The organism is Microcoleus sp. FACHB-68 (assembly GCF_014695715.1).
Lineage (GTDB): Bacteria > Cyanobacteriota > Cyanobacteriia > Cyanobacteriales > Oscillatoriaceae > FACHB-68.
This window is the reverse complement of record NZ_JACJOT010000004.1, coordinates 59304-79567: the sequence shown is the minus strand read 5'-3', so window position 1 is coordinate 79567 and position 20264 is coordinate 59304. Positions and strand designations below refer to the sequence as shown.

Genomic DNA, 20264 nt, shown 5'->3' with positions numbered 1-20264 from the left:
CAAGCTTTGGAAGAAGCCATTAGAGAAGCCTTCAAACAGGTAACGGTTCAAGACATTCAGAATTGGTATACTCATTGCTGCTACTCTACCCCATCCAATTGAGAAAGGCTATAGATATTTTGCTAAGATTTTGACGAACCCTAGTGAAGTTACAGTCACGGCTCCTTTTCAGAGCTAAGATATGACCATTCCAGACTTAATTGCATAGCTTCATTTGGACGTAGCCCTCATGACTGCACTGACTCCTTCAGACTATCTTGATTCAGCAATGGCTTCAGATTGGCATCAAGCTGCTCGCTCTTCACTCTTGCGCGGTGAGATTTTGATCGCAACTCAATCTCATACTGCTTGGGGGGGTGCTGTAACTGCTTCAATGTATTTACCTTTATCGCGCTCAAAAGCTTGGCAGCAGCTAACTGATTATCCGCGCTGGGTCAAATTTTTTCCCGATCTGACTCACTCTCAGGTATTGGAATTGAATCAAAACAGTAAACGCTTATACCAAGTTGCCAGGAAAACGTTCTTATTTTTGAGTATTCAAGCTGAAATCTATCTAAAGGTCGTTGAAATCTCTCATCGGCAAATCAAGTTTTACTTTGAAAAAGGAAATTTTGTAGATTTTTCAGCAGATTTAAAGCTAGAAGATTGCGACACCGGCACGATAATTACTTATTCTGTGCAGGCAACTCCCTCAATTCCAGTGCCTTCGATTTTCATTCAACAGGCAATGCACCTTGACTTGCCGGCGAATATGCGACAAATGCGGCAGGTGATGTGCGAGCAGTAAGTCTTTTTGTTTGGGTTTAACGCAAAGGATACAGAGAAGTTAAGATGGTGTTCCTCTGCGTCTTCCTTTGCGTTAAAAGCTCAAGACTAGATAGCGCTGCTAGCAACATTGCCACATCGGCATCTCAGATCATTGTCACCGGCAGCAGCAAACTTTTAGTCTGCCTAAGAGGCTAAATGTTGCGGCTAGCTGTTGTCTTGGATAAACTTGGCGATGGATTGTTTAACGCTGAAAGATTTTCCATCAATTGTCCTGTATTCGTCACTCTTGAGGAATGCTTCTGTTGTTTCAAGCAATTGGTTAATATTTTCTTTGCTGCCATCATCGATTTCTTCGTTAACTTTTTTACCAGTAAATAAGTTTTTCCGCTCGTCTGGAAACAAAATGTCAGGGGGAGAGTCCGGATCTTCCCTCGTAGTTGTGTGATTTAACTCGAATTGAAGCCGCAAGTAAGCGTTGGGATTAGCTGACGTTAGAATTTGTCCGCATACATCCGCACTAATCTGGAATTGACCTCCCATAAATACATCGGGTATATGTTGTGCCCAGCCAAGGAGTCCCCACTCTTTAACTTTTTCGTATTCTAAGGGTTCGGTTGTCCTGCCTGTGCCAATAGACAGTATTGAAATGTCTTCAAGGCTCTTTTTTTCCGCTCCGATGACGTGGCTGAGCGCCGCTAGGGAGGGATTGTTCGCAGCTACTCCACCATCAACGTGGGGGAATTTCCACTCTTTTTCGGGACGCTCTGGATCTACCCACTTGAATTCGTAGGGGGGGAAAAAGGTGGGGGCTGATGCAGAACTGGCGCAGACTTCCCAGAGATTCACGTCATCGAACCAACGCTTCTCTTCCTCAGAGTTGTGACTGATGAAAAACGTTGTATTTCGATAATGTGTGTCGTAGGCTAAAATTAATAATTTTGCCCTTGAAATTTGGGAGATTTGCCCAAATTTGATCTCGCCGAATTCCTTGTGTTCCAAGTAGCGTTTTAAAGTTTTAATCAAACCTTCGTTTGAATACTTGGGCTGATGCAACCAGCTTGAGACATTCTTTTTAAACCAGGAAGAGCTGAAGATTACCTGTCCACTGTCTTCATAAATTTTAATCAGCTCAGAAGGAGGCAGGCCCAGGACTAAACCGGCTGCCAAAATTGACCCGGTAGATGTGCCGGTAATCAGGTCAAAGTATTCATTGCAAGGTTTTCCCAGTTGATTCTCAATTTCTTCAAGAATTCTGGCGGTGATCACTCCGCGAATTCCTCCACCATCCAAAGACAGAATTCTAAATTTGGTCTGAGATGACATGACTTAGCAGCTCCACAAAAATAAACATTGATAGCTCAGGTTCTAAAAGCTAAAAGGGTCGGATGGCCGGCTTCTCAACCTTCCCAGTCTCATTCTTCGCTCATTTGTTAAGACTTTTCCCTTTTAGAGATGTCCGCGACTGTTTCTGCCTTGGTCATGCTGAAAGCAGTGGGATCGGGCCTTTTTCGACGCCGGCCTCTATAATATCTATCTAATTAAATAGGTAAATTTGACTTCTTAGTCTAAATATCTATCTAGCAGAAGATTTACAAGGGCTTTCTGAGCTGCATCCATTATCCCTGCTTTTGTTTGCTTGCCTACCCTTTGTTAACAAAATTCATCAAACCTTTAAAACCTTAACAACGATTAAGCACCGGCTCCTCCTCCGTCTCACAAAACCTGATGATGCCAGCGCGTCTTGTTTGCCTTTACTCAATAAAAAAGTGAGCGCTTCTGCGCTCATCTGGAGAGATGATAGCTAAAGCGTTCACTAGGAGTTTATACGCAGAAGTTTGAGGATTTTTGCTTACCGATTCCTTACAAAAGAAAGACTTTTTGCGGCCACCCCAAGCGAGGTTTTATTGAGCAGTCAGCAACTCTGCCGGCAGGCGTTTGAAGGCGAGGCGCTCATTTTCGATATCCACATAAATCGTGTCGCCGTCGTTTAATTCTGCCTAGACGCTCTAAGAAGAGCGTGTCATTCGCTCTGGCACATATCAAGCAACAAGAGTTTAAAAAAGACTTTCAAATTCCACACAGTCGAAAATTTTAAGCACTGTATTGTCTGTTGCATTTATGATTTTCGTACCTTTCTTTTCGGCAATTTTATTTAAATTGTAGTATTTATTAAAAATTTCATAAATCACTCTGAATGATTCTACATAAAAGCGATCTCCCCAAGCTCTTTTAATTTCATCTTTTTGGTGGATTGCATTAACATAAAATCGCCTATCTGATTCTTGCTCAAAAAGAAAATGATTGCTATCCATCCCCAAAAGGTATATTTCTTTAAATCCTAAATATAAAGCAATTACTATAGCCATTAATGAACAAGTCAAACTGTTAAATAACGGATTTTCTAGATTCAGCAATTTATCAATATTTCTATTATAAAAATCTCCACTAAAATAATAATTAACATCTACACTATTGAACAATCCATTATTTAGATTTACGATTTCATAAGCTGAAGGGTTTTTTTGATTAAATAATCCTTCGTGAGACAATCCAAGAAAAAGAATCGTGTTAGCACACAAGTGGTTATCCATATCTTTGAACCAAGCAACCCATTCTTCATCTGTCTGAGGTCGGTGAAGTGGAGCAACTACATAGTATTGAGGTCTGATAAACTCATAAACAGGGTGAACATAGAAGTTATTCAGCGCCATAACTTTTTCATTTTTCAGCAGCTTTAAATCAATTTTTTTCATGGATGGCCCACTTCCAAGGATGAAGCATCTCCCTGTTTCAATGTTTTTAAATTTTAGATTTTTACTCAGTAATTTTTTATACTTTTGAAACTCAAGCATATACAAAGCATTCATTAATTCTCCAAATAAAACTGGAGGGAGAATCTGACGTAGCAATTCCTTAGGATTCATAACCATTTTTCTAGCTTTTCTAATGCTATCCAGAAACCTTCCCCTGCATTATGATGTCCTTGCCAAATTTCGGGGATAAATGAGGATGCCGGTGCGGCTTTTTCTAAAGATTCGGCTAAAGCTCGAAAATCAATATCCCCTTCACCAATTTGCAAACCCTCTCCATCTACACCGGCAGCGTCTGCAATATGAAAATGAGCTGTGTGAGGTGCGACTTGTTTAATAAACTGATTAAATGACCAATTGTAATGGTTACTTGCCAATTTGGAATGGGAAATATCTAGACAGACGCGATAGCCATACTCACGGCAGAATTCTACAGTATCATCGGGTTCTACAAACAAATTTAAATAGAGTTGACCCCCAAAATACCAAGGAAATGGGGGCAGAGTTTGAGGGATAATTTCTACTCCGTCTGTATCCAATTCTGAGAGACTTTTTGCAATTAAATCATACCACCGGCGACGCTCTGAGGCAGGTATGGGTGCGTCTGTTGTAAACCCCCCCAAGTTGCCGACAATTAAAGGACGTGAGGCTTTTTTGAAAAAAGGCTTAAGTGTTCGCGTCACATCAATTACTCGCTGTAGCTCTCTGACTGAATGTTGCCGATAGTTTTCATCCAAGGCGCAGAGATTTAACAAATGATCCCCAGCAAACAATTCTGGACTGTGAACCACCAAATCTAAATCATAAGTTTGGTTAAAAAATTGATGGATATCTTGTTCCAAGTCCCGGTAACTCAAGTGAAACTCCAGCAAATCCGGGTTGGATTTAGCTAAAATAGTTTGAAAATCATGGTAGCGAACCGGCAAACCCCAAGGCCGGTTAAAGGTGTAATAGCGGGATTTAACAGTATCTTGTGCTAAATCACCGACAAAGAAAAAGTCACCTGCTTTCAAGTGTCTTTTTGCCTTTAAACCGATCAAATCAGATTTGCGATTGGGCTGTAAACCTTTTCCGGGACTCTTGACTATAATCATCTCTGCTGTGATCACTTGTCCCGGTTCCAAATCGCAATTAATAACCAAACTTTTTGCTAAGGTTGCTCGGTTCATTAATTCCCCTTGGGAAATTCTCCGGGGTGCGGCAGTTCCTAACCCTTGCTCAACCTCACGAATCCCTTGAACCATCGCTTGAAACTCTTCAGGCAACAAGCTGACTTTATGATCGTTGCCTTCCATAGATTTATCGAGTGTGAAGTGTTTCTCGATAACTTTTGCTCCTTTGGCTATGGCGGCAATAGCTGTGTAAATGCCCCGTTCATGGCCAGAATACCCGATCAGGCACTCACCGATGTCCTGCAAACGCTCTAAATAATTAAGATTGACATCCTTAAATGGGGTAGGGTAAGTAGAATTGCAGTGCAAGAGCATATACACTGCGCCTAGCCGTTTTAGCAGAGCGACTGATTCAATAATCTCATCTTCAGTAGACATCCCGGTAGAACACAGCAGAGGCTTGCCGGTTTTTGCTAAAGCTGTGAGCAAGTCGTGATTCGTTAAATCTGCTGAGGCGACTTTATAAGCCGGCATCCCGTACTGTTCAAGTTGTAATAAACTCTCCAAATCCCACACACTGCATAGTGGCAAAATATCTCGCTGCCGGCAGTAGTCAAAGGCGGCAAACAACTCTTGAGGACTAAGTTGAAATCGCGCCAGCAAATCTAGAGTGTACTGAGAACCGATATCCTCACTAGGATCATTACTATTGCCGGCATTGTGATACAACGAAGGCAAATGCCGCATCTGAAATTTCGCGCAATTCGCCCCAACTTCTACCGCTTTGTCAATTAGTTGCTTAGCTAAGGCGAGGCTGCCATTGTGGTTAATGCCAATCTCAGCAATTATGAAGGTGGCTGATTTAGCATCAATGGTAAATTGATCAATCTGGATACTTTGAGAAGCGATGCCATTACAGGCTAGGCTCGATTTTTTCTTGGGAAAATTGGGCACATCTAAATAAGCACGCATCAGAAAGTCCTTTGGGAGTGACTAGAGCTTTAGGGATAGTAAAATTTTTCCACCTTGCTGAGCAAGAACTCCGCAATTTCAAAATCTACCATTGAATCTATATCCCAGCTAGCCTCTTCACTCATAGAAAATAGAGAAATTTGGCCGCCCAGCCGATTCCCTAGAGACTTTAGCACCCAAGGCTTAAAAATGTAAAGCGACCCGTTCTCAACAAATTGTGGCAGCATATCTTGACGGCGGGGGCGCTGGCGATAGTCGTAGTTGATAGACTGAGCAAGCCCGTTGACTTGTTCCCAGAGAAATTTATGGGAGGGACAGACGGATAATAGCGAGTCAGCATTCTCTAATATTAACTGCTCAATCGCTTGATCGATGTCGGCACCCGTCCTAATTGGGGAAGTGCATTGCAGGAAAATAACTAACTCTGGAGAGATGCCAGTTTTTTCAAGTTCTGTTAGCACGTGGAGTAAGGCTGATTCAGAGGATGCCGTGTCACCGGCAAGTTCTGCTGGACGATCAATGACTTCAGCACCATACAGCCTGGAAATTTCGGCAATTTCCGGGTCATCCGTTGAGACGTAGACGCTGTTTACCAGCTTTGCTTCCTTGGCATCCATAATAGAGTGGGCGATTAAGGGTTTACCGGCAAGGGGGCGCAGGTTCTTGCGGGAGACACCTTTGGAACCGCCGCGAGCGGGGATGATAGCAAGTGTACTCAATCGTCTATACCTTAATTTTGCTGATTTCGACTGGTTATTTCTAATAATTGTGTTAATTCATAGAAGCAGACCTCTGGTGAAAAGCGTTGTTTGGCCAAGTTGAGGGCTTCTGTTTCCAGCATTTGACGCCGATGGGGATCGCGCAGCAACTCGATAATAGCCTGGTGCATTTGATCGACTTCCACACAAACAAACGCTCGTCCCGCGTGTTCTTCCAAACCATCAGCACCAATTGGAGTGCTTACCAAGCATTTTCCATAAGCGAGGGCTTCTACAGACTTAATCTTTAAGCCAGATCCATAGTTTACAGGATTGATCGCAATGGTAGCCTTCTGGTAGTAGGACGCGATATCTGGACAAAATCCATGAAAAAATACTGCATTTTCCTGAGTAATTACCTCGGAAAAATGGCGAGAAACATTGCCACAGATATGCAATTCTGCTTCAGGTACAGTCTTGCGTATAATTGGCCATTGGCGCTCTATAAATATTCGCAACGCGTGGATATTGTGTCTGGCTTGTGAGCTAACAAAAAGGATATAATTATTATTTGTAGTTGTTGAGGGATATTCATTGACGACAACCGGATGTTCTGCAAGGATAATCTGCTTTTCCGGTAGCATATCGGCCAGTAATTTTGCTTCATTTGGTTGAATGGCAATCAAAGCATCGGCTAGTGATAGCAGTTCAATTTCATGTTTTTCTGAAAATTTTCCTCGTTGCTGAGGCACCCCTGCCGCTCGTTCGCTTTTCTGGCGCTGGCTGAGTACATCAATGGTATCAATTACTGACAGGACTCCGTGTTTACGAGCCACTATTGTAGAAGTTGCTGCTGAAAAGACATATTCAGCAATGATGGCAATAGGTCGTAATTTGGTACAGAGTTCATCCAGTAGTAGCATTGCCGGTGGATGAATTTTTCTCAGAGGATTTTTATGAGAAAACGCCGCTAATTCTTTTTCATACCGAGATGATAAGGAGCGACGTGCTGATATAGAAATGATTTCATACCTGATTCTCCTTAGCAAGTTGCGGCGCACTGAAATGGCGTGGGGATAAGCAATCCATACGCTGTCAAAGCCATTTTTTAAGGGAGCTAAATTGGAGCCGTTAGCAGCCGGCATAACTAGACCAACATGATAAAATTTCCGAAGCCACTGAGCCATCTCCCAAATGCGGACTGCTGCACCATTTTGGAGCGGATAAGGTGCAACAATAGAGTAAATTATTACCCAATCTTTTTCTGGGGATTTCATCACAGCTTTTTTGCAGAAAAATATTTATTTATAATGGAGCCGGCCTAATATACCGGAAACAGTGCGCTTTACTAAATATATCAGTAAGTCGCGGTAGGTCATCATATCCACAGCTTTTTCCTGAAAACGCACCAACCGCCGCCGAGCAACTTCTGGTTGATCCAGATTAAAGTTTATAAAAATAAGTTCAGCTTCTTGCATCAGTCGATCTCTAAATGTTTTGGCTTCGGAGTATATTCTAGGGTAAGAAATGATTTCGCCGGTGGTGGCAAAGTTACCGGCTTCAGCTAATCGCATCCAAAGTTCAACATCTAAAGCATATTCTAGCCGTTCATTCACTCCACCAATTGTGGCAAATTGTTTAGCAGAAAACAGACAGGACGGTTGATGAAAGTGCGCTTCTACTTGTGTACCCCAATCCCCGATCTGAGCTTTGTTGCCCACGCGCGGCGTCAGGCTGCGTAAAAGCTTGCCGGCAATGTCTATTTCCTGGTTGGCACCCACCCAGGCAACACAATCAGGTTGTTTGTGTCGCAGTTGAACGAGGGTGGCTACTCCCCCTGAATGGTAATAATCATCAGAATTAAGCCAGCCAAAGATTTCTCCTGTTGCTTTACTAAATCCTTTGTTAATGGCATGGGATTGACCTCGATCTGGTTCACTAACCCAGTAAGAAATCCACTGCTCGTATTTGCGAATGATTTCTACACTGTTATCGGTGCTGCCGCCGTCAATGATGATGTATTCTATGTTGGGATAGCCCTGAAGTAAAACTGAGCGGATAGTCTCTTCAATAAACTGTCCCTGGTTGTAACTTGGGGTGACAATACTGACTTGTGGCCAAGGAGAGCCGTCAGCCATTGTATCAGAAAGTTGTGAACTTTCTTGTGTCCAAGGCCAGCCGGTTTTGCCGGCAGATGGCGCAGGAAGTTCACTTAGAGTTGGACAGCGTCTCGCACACATTCCTAATTCTAGGGGTTTAATCAGTATTGGCTCAATTCGATACTATCCCTTTCTCTGTGCTTTTTTGATATTGGCGCAATGAAAGCAAGCTCATTGCTACATACCAAGCGTAGAAGAAACTCAAGAAAATTCCCAGTAAGCCACCGCGAATCCCGTTATAGGTGAAGAGATTGTGTATAAGTGCAGAAGCTATCGATTTAAACCAATTGCCCCAATAAAATCGCTCACCTCGCTCAGATCTTGACTTTCCCTCAAGTTTAATATAACGCCAGTGTTTCTCAAACATTTGGCGATAGGAATCTACCCAGTAATGCTTAAGGTAATAATCGGGCTGCTGCGGCAAAGTACCACTGATATAGCCATTTATTATTTGTACAGGTTGATGAACATAGGGGCTAAACTTGCATCTGTTTTTGTGAAGCACAGCCTGCTTTATCTGTTCTTTTCCCCAGATGGTGAAGTTGAGCGGCCTATTTTTGAAGTAAAACTGCCGGGGAAGGTTGATTAATCCAAGATTTGGTTGTTGAGTAATGAGCAAGCGCAGCTCATCTTCAATATTAGCCGGTAATACTTCATCAGGATCTAAAAAAATAACCCAATCGTTTCTAGCATAAGTTACGGCTTTCTCTCGAATGTGTTCTACTATAGGCACTCTCTCATGGTGGACAACTTCTGCACCACATTGCTGAGCAATTTCTACTGATGCGTCTGTAGAACCCAAATCCACAACAATTAGCTGTTCGCAAAATCTCAGACTATTCAGGCAGCCTCGCAAACGCTGTGCTTCGTTGTATGTGACAGCGATGCCGGTGAATTGAATTTTTTGATGAGTTGCCAGTGATGGAGAATTTAATGCGGTGGGTTCCTGCATTTAATCAAGCTCTGAAATTTTATAAGTATAGACAAGGCGAGAGCATTTCTGGAAAGGCAGCTTCACTTTTTCCTGCGTAAGCAATTCATCAATTTTAGCTTTATATATTTGCAGGCTGGGTTCAAAATAATCATCGATTATAATAGTACCTCCAGGTGCAACAAAAGGTAGCCACGAGTTAATATCTATCTCCACCCCCTCTGCCGTATGAAGCCCATCTATATAGAGCATTCTAATTTTTAACAAAGAATTCCAGACTTGAGCCGCACGCTCCGAAGTCTCTACAATAGGAACAACCATATCAGAGACATTAAACTTTTTAAGATTTTCCTGAAAAACTGGAAAAGAGTCTATTTTATCTACAACCAGATGCTTGAGATAGCCGATACCACCTGTATGGGGATCTACAGCATAAACTTTCCCTCCTTCCACTCGACGGCTGGCTTCTGCAAGGACAATTGTTGACTTACCCCATGCCGAACCAATTTCAACAATTGCACCCATTTTTGGATTTTTTAACGCAAATTTCCAAAGACAAGAAGCCACCTCTTTTGAACACCAGCCCTCGACTTCTGCATCAATCTTTGAGAACAGTTTTCCTGGAAACTGCCTTCGCATTATGTTTAGCATGGTCACTTCCTTTGGCTACTCAAATAAAATATTGTTGAAGTTGACAATTTTGTTCTAAGACTAAATCTCCAATTAACTCTGAGTTATTTTGCAAAAACTCTTTACGGCTAATTTCATAGAAACCACTTCTGTTAATAACTTGAGGATCATGAGCGGTTTTTTTCTTAACCTCCTCTTTTGAAACTTTTTCTGTTGCTCTTTGTAACTTATCAGCATCTATTTGCATCTCAAAATGCTCTGTTACTTTAGAAAATTCAGTAGCCATGTCTTTGAGCAAATTTTCGTATCGCATAATAGTTTTTTTCTCAGTCTCGGTTTCCTCAATTAACCACTTAGCCAAATGCTTGCCATAGAGGGTACTCCAATATTTCACTCTTTCCAGATCCCTGGTGTCTTCTTTTTCATACATCATCTGGGAGTAAACTGTAGGCGCAGGCTCGCGGTAGAGATAAATAACATTTTTTCTATAAATATCCAGGTTCATATCATGGGTGTGAAGCGTTAGGTAATCTTGACAATCTTTGTAATAAAATACTCTCACAAGGGATGGCTTTTCAAAATAAAGTTCCATCACCATCCGCAGCCAGTGACTACCTGTTCTGGGAAAGCTTACCAGAAACGGAAAATTTGGATCGTCTACAAATTTTTTGATAAATTGAGAGTCATAAATTGCTAGAGAGCCAGTTTTATCTGTATTAAATTCAACCAATAAGCTTTTGATCAAATGTAAAGGGTTAACTTTCATTGGCAATAACTCCTTAGATTATGGCTTTATGAATTTTGCTTTCTAGGGTTGCGGGAAAATTAAAATTAGGGTGGCCAAATTCAATTAGACACCATCCAGTTAGAGGGTGATATTCAGAGGTTTTCTCTGTATACGAGGGATAATACAGGGAAAACATCAGATTTTTGTTCATTGAAGTTTTGATGAACTCAAATGAACATATCTGATTTTCATATTCATCCCATTTAAAGCAATTCAGTTCGGGAACTTGAAAGTCATCAATGAATATGTAGCCTCGTGTAAAGTTGTGAGTTATGAAAGCAATTTCATCTTTTAGAGGCCATTGATAACCATATCCGTGGGCGTCCAGCCAAAATACAGTATCTTTTTCTAAGATGGAGCTATCAGATTTAGTTATCTCATAGAGCATATCAGGAGAAAACTGATTAAAGAGGTTAACATTGGAAAAATCCTTCACTTTGGATAAAGCAAACTCATAAGCATCTTTATCTGGCTCACATGAATAAGCCTTCAAGCTAGAAAAATGCTTCAAGACATAATGTAGCGTTGAGCCGACGTTAGTTCCAGTCTCAATAAATTGCTCAGCTTGTGAAAGGCAATGGAAAGCTATTTCTTTTAAGTAGAGGTCACCATGAAATCCAATTTCAAGAAACTCAGATAAGCATCTCATTTGCTGTTTAGGTAATTTTAATACCTTGCTATAGAAAAAAGGCAAGAAAACCTTGAGTTTTTTTGTAATTTTTAAAAAAATATGGGTCTTAATTTTTTCACTCATTATCTGGGAAATTTCTCCATCAATAGGGTGAGCTGTATGAATTAATTGAATATTTTAAAAAATACGTTAAATCTTTAGGTTTTTTAATATAATTCCTACTGATTTTATCTTACTTTTTTTAAAAATAACAAAATTAGCAGTAGTTGATTACCCAATTCGGTTCAACATAAACAATTCCCCATTTGTCATTTGGAAAACTTTTGTGATTCCACGAGATTGTCATAACTTCAAAAAATCGTGCATTTTCTAGATGATCTATCTGGCCTTTACCTCCCTGAACACCGACAGTGATAGAATAATTACCTGGATTGAGAATAAGGGAATCGATTTTTAATCTTGTTCGCACCGGCTCCCCTTTTTTTATAGTAGTATAGCAACTGCACTCCTGACTTGTAGAAGTCGCAATTCTAACTCCTGTCGCTGAATCAATACCAACTACAAAAGAAACATTATTTAAGTCTGATAACCCCAGGCATTCTAACTCTATAACAAAAGGTTCTCCGAACTGTAAACTATAATTCTCGGTTTCTGAAGAATCAAATACTTTACACTGAGTGATTCTTATTAGGACTCCAAAATCTTCTCGCCTGCGTCTATCGAATAACTTGGGCACTTCTTCTTGATTTTGGCTATTGGCTAGGGTTAAGTAATCAGCAATTACATCCCGCACATCTCCAACCTTAGATATTAAACCACTTTTTAATAGGATAGCCTGAAGACATAACTGTTGAATAGCCGCCATATTGTGACTGACAAACAAAACGGTGCGCCCATCCCGCTTCGCTACATCCTCCATCTTTCCCAAACACTTTTTCTGAAACGCCGCATCTCCCACTGCCAGCACTTCATCGACTAGCAAAATCTCTGGTTCCAAATGCGCCGCCACGGCAAATGCCAATCGCACGTACATTCCTGAAGAATAGCGCTTCACCGGCATCTCTAAAAACTTCTCCACCCCGGCAAAGGCAACAATCTCATCAAACTTGTTTTTAATCTCAGCACGTTTCATGCCCAAAACCGTGCCATTCATAAAAATATTCTCACGTCCTGTCAATTCTGGGTGAAATCCAGCCCCCACTTCTAACAGTGAACCCACACGTCCCCGTAATATTGCCTCGCCTGTCGTTGGCTGCGTAATTCGAGACAAAATTTTCAGTAACGTACTTTTTCCCGCCCCATTACGCCCAATGATCCCAACAACTTCACCGGCACCAATATCAAAATTAATATCTTGTAGCGCCCAAAAATCTTCAGTTTTTTGCTGCCAAAGCTTGCCCTGAACGAGCTTTCGGGCAGTGTCAGCCAGATCCTCTCTGAGGGTAGAGTAACGCTTCTTCGCATCCGTCCGGATACGATACTTTTTTCCTAGCCCTTTAACAGAAATGATCGGTTTCTCGCTCATGCTAGATAAAATCTGCAAAACTCCGCTCTACCCAGCGAAAGACTGTTGAGCCTATGATAAAAAACGCAATCGCGCCTGCCACAGATAGACTTAACCCTATCAAGCTAAAGTTCCCCTGTCCCGTCACCGCAAACCGGCACAGCTCAATCAGTCCCGCCATCGGGTTGAGGTAGTAAAACGGACGAATTGAAGCCGGCACGAGATTAACCGAATACACAATAGGAGAAGCATACAGCCAAATTTGCATCACGAAAGGCACAGCATACTGAAAATCTCGATATTTAACATTCAGCGCCGCTAGCAGCATCCCCACACCGGCACCCAAGATCATCGTCACCACCATTGCCACCGGCAGCAGCAACAAACTCCAAGTTGGCCTGAGATGATAGATATAAGTGAGCGGCAACAGCAAAAACAGCGACACTGCGAAATCTACCCAGGCTGAACCAACGGCAGCCAAAGGAATAATCAGGCGCGGAAAATACACCTTCGAGATCAGCCGTTCCTCAGCAATCAGGCTGCTGCCGGCCCGCGTCAAGCCATCGGAAAACAGCCCCCATAATATCAAAGCCGAGTAACTAAAAATCGGATAGGGAATGCCATCCGAGGGAATCTTGGCAAAATTCCCAAAAACCACGCTAAAAATCCCCATTGCCACTAGCGGCTGCAACAACACCCAGCCAATGCCGATGGCAGTTTGCTTGTAACGCACGCTAACTTGCCGCAATGCCAGCATCCACAGGAGATCCCGGTACTCCCAAAACTCTTGGATCGCGGCTTTTAAAGATTGCCTACCGGGGCGAATAATCGTAATTTTGTTAGTGACTGACACTGATTCACCGGAGAAATTACGTTGAACAAAGTTACAGGGGCGATCTTTGCCTCCACCGGCAGCAATCGTCCCTGTTCTTCACTTTAAACCTTAAGCTGTCAGCGCGTTTCTAACAAGCTGCTGCATCCCTTACTGGGCCGTCAGCAACTCTGCCGGCAGGCGTTTGAAGGCGAGGCGCTCATTTTCGATATCCACATAAATTGTGTCGCCATCGTTGAATTCTGCCCGGAGAATACCCTTGGCAATTTGGGTTTCCAACTCACGCTGAATCGCTCGTTTCAGCGGACGAGCACCGTAGACCGGGTCATAGCCTACTTCTGCTAAGAAGTCAAGGGCTGCGTCGGATAGCTTCAGAGACATTTTGCGATCGCCCAGTCGTTTTTCTAACCGTGCAACTTGCAATTTGACAATCTGCCGCAGTTCCGATTTCTGCAAGCCGTGGAAGATAATCGCCTCATCGATGCGGTTGAGGAATTCCGGACGGAAGTTGTTTCGCATTGCTTCCATAACGCGAGAACGCATTTCTTCATACCGGCCTTCATCACCGGCAATATCCAAGATGTACTGGGAACCGATATTGCTGGTCATAATGATGATCGTATTTTTGAAGTCTACCGTATGACCTTGAGCATCGGTAACGCGACCATCATCAAGAATTTGCAGCATCACATTGAAGACATCGGGGTGAGCTTTTTCGATTTCGTCGAACAAAATCACCGCATAAGGACGCCGGCGAATGGCTTCAGTTAACTGTCCGCCTTCGTCGTAGCCAACATATCCCGGAGGCGCACCAATGAGGCGAGAAACCGCGTGTTTCTCCATATACTCGGACATATCAATCCGCACCATCGCTTCTTCCGTATCAAAGAGATAAGCGGCGAGTGCTTTGGCGAGTTCGGTCTTGCCAACGCCGGTAGGGCCAAGGAAAATAAAGCTAGCGACAGGCCGGTTGGGGTCAGCAAGACCGGCACGAGAACGCTGAATCGCATCGGCTACCGCAGTCACCGCTTCATCTTGACCGATGACGCGCCGGTGGAGTTCATCTTCTAAGTGCAACAGTTTTTGCATTTCAGATTCCACCAGTTTGCTGATCGGAATTCCTGTCCACTTCGAGATGATTTCTGCTATGTCGGATTCGGTGACTTCTTCGCGCAGCAGGGTGCGTCCGCTGGTTTGCGCTTGTTCTAATTGAGTTTCCGCTTCTTCAAGCTGCCGGTGTAAATCGGTTAACTTGCCATATTTCAACTCAGCAGCACGGTTAAGATCGTAGTCGCGTTCTGCTTGGCTGATCTCAACATTCACCCGGTCAATCTCTTCTTTAATCGCCTGAATTGTGTTGATGACATCTTTTTCAGATTGCCATTGCGCGTTCAGACTGTGCTGTTCTTCTTTCAGGTTGCCGAGGTCTTTTTCTAGTCGTTCCAACCGTTCTAAGGAAGCCGGATCGCTTTCTTTTCGCAGCGATAGCCGCTCCATTTCTAACTGCAGAATTTTGCGGTCGATTTCGTCCAGTTCTTCGGGTTTGGAGGTAATTTCCATTTTCAACCGCGCTGCTGCTTCATCGACTAAGTCAATAGCTTTGTCGGGGAGGAAGCGATCGCTAATGTAGCGGGTTGACAGGGTTGCGGCTGCAACTAAGGCGCTGTCGGAGATTTTAACGCCGTGGTGAACTTCGTAGCGCTCTTTAAGTCCGCGCAAAATCGAGATGGTGTCTTCAACGCTAGGTTGATCGACGTAGACTTGCTGAAACCGGCGTTCGAGTGCGGCATCTTTTTCGATGTATTTGCGGTATTCATCCAGAGTGGTGGCACCGATACAGCGCAGTTCGCCTCTTGCCAGCATGGGTTTGAGCAAGTTGCCGGCATCCATTGCGCCTTGGGTTGCGCCGGCACCAACAACGGTGTGGATTTCATCAACAAACATGATGATTTGCCCGCGAGAGTCGGTGACTTCTTTAAGGACGGCTTTCAAGCGTTCTTCAAATTCACCTCTATATTTTGCGCCGGCAATTAATGCACCCATATCCAGGGCAATCAATTTGCGGTCTTTCAGAGATTGGGGGACATCGCCCGATACAATCCGCTGGGCAAGTCCTTCTGCGATCGCAGTTTTCCCGACACCCGGTTCGCCAATCAAAACTGGGTTATTTTTCGTGCGGCGAGAGAGAATTTGGATGGTGCGGCGAATTTCTTCATCCCGCCCAATTACGGGGTCTAGTTTACCCTGGCGGGCGGCTTCTGTGAGGTCGCGGCCATATTTTTCCAGGGATTGATATTTCCCTTCGGGATTTTGATCGGTCACTTTTTGACTCCCCCGGATTTCGTCAATCGTCGTTTTGAGTTTGGCTTCCTCTAGTTTAAATTCTTGGAATAGACCTTTGCCGAAGCGATCGTCTTTGGCATACGCCAGTAGAAGATGTTCGATTGAAATGTATTCGTCTTCATACTTTTTACGATAGTCTTCGGCGCGATCTAATAAGGTGTCGAGGCTGCGTCCTAGGTAGATAGAACTGCTGCCGCCGGAGATTTTAGGCTGCCGGTTGATGAATTCATCGGTGCGATCGCTTAGTCGCTGCACGTTAATGCCGAGTTTGCTCAGGACACTGGCGACTAACCCTTCTTGTTCAAGGAGGGCTTTCATCAGGTGTTCGCTTTCGAGTTGTTGTTGCTGGCCGGCTTTGGCAATGTCTGGGGTGCGGACAATGGCTTCCCAGGCTTTTTCGGTGAATTGGTTGGGATTGGTTGGTTGCATAATTTGTAATCGCCTCTTTGCTGTGATCTAAGGTTGACTGGGCGCTCAATGATCGGCTTTAGCGAATGAAGGTTGAGCCGGCTGAGTGCTGTAGGGGCGTCCTGAGCGCTGATATGTTCTCCGGTTGCATTGAATCAGGGTGCCAAGGTTCGCTCCTACGCTGGGGCTGAATGCTTTACCTGTCAAACATTGTAGGCAGATCCGCAAAATTGCGGAGATCGGGTTTTACGCCCTTAGGCATAGGTATTACCCTCCTCTAGGAGTAGATTTTTTATTTAACCTTTTGCTAAACTTCTGTTAAATAAAGCTTCATCTTACGTTCGGAAACTCTGACTTTAAGTTCACTTGGGCTGGTGCAAGTGGCTTCTTTGTCATGCTTTTCAGCAATTAATACCTATCAAGGCTTGTAGCGTACAAGTTAAAGTTTTCAACAGGACTGAAAGCAACATGGAAAAAACTCATTTACACATCGAATCGATTTCTATGCCGGTAGAGCGCTCTACAAGTTTGCTGCCGGTTTTATTGTGGGTTTACTTACCCATAATTGCCATTTTAGCAATTGTTGCTGGGACAGTAGACATTCATTTAGGAGCTTTGACCCGTGATCCCTTAGCACTTCTCAATCAACCTTTTTATATTGGGTTCTTTTCTAATATTGGCATTTTGTTCTGGTGTGCGGCAGCGGTTATCTGCTTTTTTAGTTTTGCTTTGCTGCAAAATTATTACCGCAGTCGCAAGATGCACTCCTTTATTTTATACTCTGGCATTGTAACTTCGGTTTTGCTTTTGGATGATTTATTTCTGATCCACGAAGAGGTCGCGCCTAAATATTTATTCATCCCTGAAAAATTTGTTTACTTAATTTATGCGGTAATGCTGCTTGTTTATTTAGTCAAGTTTAGAAAAACTATTTTAAAAACTGAGTTTAGTTTGTTGATTTTAGCGCTGGGTTGGTTTGCACTCTCAATTGTTTTTGATAAAGGTTACATTCCGTTATCGCCATCTATGGTGAAACGGGGATTTGATTTCTATCTGGAGGATGGAGCGAAGCTTTTAGGAATTGTTAGTTGGTTTGCTTACTTGGCAAAAGTATGTGGAGGCTGTATAGGAGCGTTTCTGGATCAGCGAACGGATATGGGTTCTCTAAGTAATTCCACTGCTCTGCAACAGGTGAAGTAATTAACTCGATTCATCCTCACATCACCACTCAGCTGAAAAACCGGCTGGGTGGTTTTTCTATTCAGAATTGTAAATTGCTTGGGCGGGTTGTGGGTTCGGTATTTACTTAATCTGACATAGGCATTCCCGCACTTGAGGCTGCCGGCTGCGCTTCTAGGGATGTTTGAGCGAAGCCGGTGTCAAACTCGCTGCCTCAAGGCGATTCCAGTTTTCTGAAAATAATGTAAACTTCTGTAAAGAGCGTAAAAGAGTAATGTCTATGACGAGCAATCAAGGATTTGGCAAAGTTAAGTCGAGCAAGAAGTCAGGCAAAAGCTCGGAAAAACGGGCGGTTGCGTCTAAGCAGTATGACAAAATGAAGGAAGAGGGACTGCCAGAGTTTAATATCTATATGCGGATTAAGGATAAGAAAAACTGGTTTCCCGTGGGTTCTTTGGCGGTGAATCGTAGCAGCCACATTGAGCGTGCTATTTTTGAAAATTTGGAAGCGTTGCGTGAAGGCGGCTTTCGTTTGTTTCCGATGCTACGGAAGCATCAGCAGAATTTGGAATATGGCTTTAAGTTAAAGGGAAAAGAATTTGCGGATGAGCCAATTCAGGTTGCGGTTCCGCCGAAGCCGTCTGCCGGCAATTTTATTCAAAATGCGGTGGCGCAGGTTAAGAATAGTGTTTCCGGTTTGTTAAAACGCGGTTAAATTTAAACCGGATAATTTAAAGAACCCGAAAATTTATCCCAATTGTGTCTGTACGGGTGATGATGTTGCCGGTTTACAAGTGTACGAGATTCACAAAACGTAAAAATCTCAACACTTGTGCCGGCTCAAAAAAGATTATGCTGAGAGAGAATCTGAAGTGTTCAAAATTGCTGCAGGATAGATACAGCGTTAAACCGCGCTGAACTTTAGGTACTTTAATTTCTCTAGCGTTAAGCTCGGTAGACTTGTTTGCATGATGAGATCGGCTGGTTCATCCCTGTCAGATTTATTTGCATCAATCAATCTTTACAGTAGTGAAGAGGATGTAGAGAACAAGGTTATATTACCCCTCTTGAGCCTCCTTGGTTATAACGGGGAAGATTGGAAGGCTCAATTTATTCTGGGCAAATATAAACTTGACTTTTTAATTCAGCCAAAAGATTCTGGTTTGCCTTATCCACCTTATTTAGTTATTGAAGCCAAAGCTGCCAGGAAAAAAATTTCTCAAAATCGTTGGCAGATTAACAATTATATGCGTAAGTCTGGGGCTATTTTGGGACTTTTAACAAATGGCTACCAGTTTCGCTTATTTTATCAATATGATGGAAAAATTGAAACAGTTGCCCAATACTCTCAAACTCAACTAATTGCTGAGTTTAATCGATTTTACAAGCTGCTATGCAAAGCAACTTGTTTAAAAATATATTATGCTTTGACTCAAAGACAACAGCAAGTTTACAGTCAGTTTGGAAATTTGATATCAAAAGCATTTGCTAATGAAGATATGCTGGGATTATTTAGAAAGAAAAGCAATCCTTCTGTTGGAAAAGATGCCAATCAAGTAGACTCAATCTTAGTTGAGCCAGAAAACGCCCTTTTAGTCAACAAGGTTATCAATAGGAATTCTATGATTATTACTGTTTTTAATAACAAAGGTGGTGTGGGAAAAACCACAACCACTATTAACCTTGCTGCTGCTCTTAGTAAGATGGGTAAACGGGTATTGCTAATTGATATTGATGGCCAAGCCAATTTAACGACCGGCTTAGGAATCGATCCGTTAATTGATGTTGAAGATCAAGGCAAAAAAGATATTACTCATTTATTAACTGAACCCAGAACTCGGTTAGAAGATACTATCATTAAAAAGCGGTGGCAAAATATTGAATTACATTTGGTGCCCTCTCACATTCGTTTAAGCCGTATGGAAAATGTGCTTAACACTACAGTCGGGATTGATCAAGTATTAGAAAAAAAGTTAAAAAATAATGACTATGACTTTGTATTTATTGATCCACCTCCCTCTTTTGGTCGGGTGAATGGAATCTCTCTAATGGCATCTTCAGGGATTCTTATTCCTACTCAATTATCAGCTTATCCCATTCGAGCTTTGGAGTATGTGCTAGATAGAATAAACGAAATAGAACAGTTGAAACCGCTTCCCATCTTAGGAATTGCCGTAAGTATGTACGATCAAAGATCGTCCAGCTTTAATTCATCGATGACAGAAAAGCTGTTTGATGTGCTAGAAAAAAGTGGCGGCGCTGATAAAGTGGAGCTTTTTCCTGAAAAGACTTGGATTCCCCGGTTAAATGTTCTTTCGATTTCTCAAGATAAAGGATACCCACTTTACCAGGCAGAATTTGACGATCAACTAAGCTCTAAAGACAAGGAAGCCGCACAAAAGGCGCTTGAACGCTATGAAGACTTAGCTGAACACTTAATTGAAGTTAGTAAGGAAAGGTTATCAAACAATGGATAGATCGGATCGTCGCGCTCGGATTA

17 protein-coding genes are annotated in these 20264 nt (G+C 42.7%); 4 read left to right on the top strand and 13 right to left on the bottom strand.

Annotated elements, in window-relative coordinates:
* The first annotated feature begins 229 nt into the window (after positions 1–229).
* Positions 230–787, top strand: coding sequence for an SRPBCC family protein (locus tag H6F73_RS04115; RefSeq protein ID WP_190757551.1), 558 nt, complete (start codon positions 230–232; stop codon positions 785–787).
* 185 nt (positions 788–972) lie between these two features.
* Here H6F73_RS04115 and H6F73_RS04110 read toward each other — a convergent pair whose 3' ends face one another.
* From H6F73_RS04110 to clpB, 13 genes are all read right to left on the bottom strand, one after another.
* Positions 973–2091 carry a patatin-like phospholipase family protein gene (locus H6F73_RS04110; protein WP_190757550.1) on the bottom strand — a complete coding sequence of 373 codons (1119 nt, stop codon included), beginning with the start codon at positions 2089–2091 and terminating at the stop codon, positions 973–975.
* Between the two features lie 731 nt (positions 2092–2822).
* Entirely contained in the window at positions 2823–3692 is an 870-nt protein-coding gene (locus H6F73_RS04105; protein ID WP_190757549.1) for a hypothetical protein, read from the bottom strand.
* Complete coding sequence (locus H6F73_RS04100; protein WP_190757548.1) at positions 3689–5662, bottom strand: N-acetylneuraminate synthase family protein; 1974 nt, start codon at positions 5660–5662, stop codon at positions 3689–3691. The genes H6F73_RS04105 and H6F73_RS04100 overlap by 4 nt, the downstream gene beginning before the upstream one ends.
* Positions 5663–5691: 29 nt before the next feature.
* Positions 5692–6381 carry an acylneuraminate cytidylyltransferase family protein gene (locus tag H6F73_RS04095; protein ID WP_190757547.1) on the bottom strand — a complete coding sequence of 230 codons (690 nt, stop codon included), beginning with the start codon at positions 6379–6381 and terminating at the stop codon, positions 5692–5694.
* Between the two features lie 11 nt (positions 6382–6392).
* Complete coding sequence (locus H6F73_RS04090; protein WP_190757546.1) at positions 6393–7637, bottom strand: glycosyltransferase family 4 protein; 1245 nt, start codon at positions 7635–7637, stop codon at positions 6393–6395.
* A gap of 24 nt (positions 7638–7661) precedes the next feature.
* Positions 7662–8600 carry a glycosyltransferase family 2 protein gene (locus H6F73_RS04085; RefSeq protein WP_190757545.1) on the bottom strand — a complete coding sequence of 313 codons (939 nt, stop codon included), beginning with the start codon at positions 8598–8600 and terminating at the stop codon, positions 7662–7664.
* A 31-nt stretch (positions 8601–8631) separates the two neighbouring features.
* Entirely contained in the window at positions 8632–9471 is an 840-nt protein-coding gene (locus tag H6F73_RS04080; protein ID WP_190757544.1) for a glycosyltransferase family 2 protein, read from the bottom strand.
* Positions 9472–10101 (bottom strand): class I SAM-dependent methyltransferase, encoded by a 630-nt coding sequence (locus tag H6F73_RS04075; RefSeq protein WP_190757543.1) that lies wholly within the window; start codon positions 10099–10101, stop codon positions 9472–9474.
* 19 nt (positions 10102–10120) lie between these two features.
* Positions 10121–10846 carry a sulfotransferase domain-containing protein gene (locus tag H6F73_RS04070; RefSeq protein WP_190757542.1) on the bottom strand — a complete coding sequence of 242 codons (726 nt, stop codon included), beginning with the start codon at positions 10844–10846 and terminating at the stop codon, positions 10121–10123.
* A gap of 13 nt (positions 10847–10859) precedes the next feature.
* The gene (locus tag H6F73_RS04065; protein ID WP_190757541.1) at positions 10860–11621 is read right to left on the bottom strand and encodes a hypothetical protein; all 762 of its coding nucleotides are present in this window, start codon (positions 11619–11621) and stop codon (positions 10860–10862) included.
* Positions 11622–11754: 133 nt separating this feature from the next.
* Positions 11755–13023 carry an ABC transporter ATP-binding protein gene (locus tag H6F73_RS04060; RefSeq protein ID WP_190757540.1) on the bottom strand — a complete coding sequence of 423 codons (1269 nt, stop codon included), beginning with the start codon at positions 13021–13023 and terminating at the stop codon, positions 11755–11757.
* 1 nt (position 13024) lies between these two features.
* Positions 13025–13855, bottom strand: a complete 831-nt coding sequence (locus H6F73_RS04055; protein ID WP_199330409.1) for an ABC transporter permease — start codon at positions 13853–13855, stop codon at positions 13025–13027.
* A 129-nt stretch (positions 13856–13984) separates the two neighbouring features.
* A complete protein-coding gene (clpB, locus tag H6F73_RS04050) occupies positions 13985–16606 on the bottom strand; it encodes an ATP-dependent chaperone ClpB (protein ID WP_190757539.1) in 2622 nt (873 codons plus the stop codon).
* A 447-nt stretch (positions 16607–17053) separates the two neighbouring features.
* Between clpB and H6F73_RS04045 the strand changes: the two genes are divergently transcribed.
* The 3 genes from H6F73_RS04045 to H6F73_RS04035 all read left to right on the top strand — a co-directional run bounded on the left by H6F73_RS04045 (position 17054) and on the right by H6F73_RS04035 (position 20241).
* Entirely contained in the window at positions 17054–17785 is a 732-nt protein-coding gene (locus tag H6F73_RS04045; RefSeq protein WP_190757538.1) for a hypothetical protein, read from the top strand.
* A 259-nt stretch (positions 17786–18044) separates the two neighbouring features.
* Positions 18045–18479, top strand: coding sequence for an HHL1-like protein (locus tag H6F73_RS04040; RefSeq protein ID WP_190757537.1), 435 nt, complete (start codon positions 18045–18047; stop codon positions 18477–18479).
* A 253-nt stretch (positions 18480–18732) separates the two neighbouring features.
* The gene (locus H6F73_RS04035) at positions 18733–20241 is read left to right on the top strand and encodes an AAA family ATPase (RefSeq protein WP_190757536.1); all 1509 of its coding nucleotides are present in this window, start codon (positions 18733–18735) and stop codon (positions 20239–20241) included.
* Positions 20242–20264 lie beyond the last annotated feature (23 nt).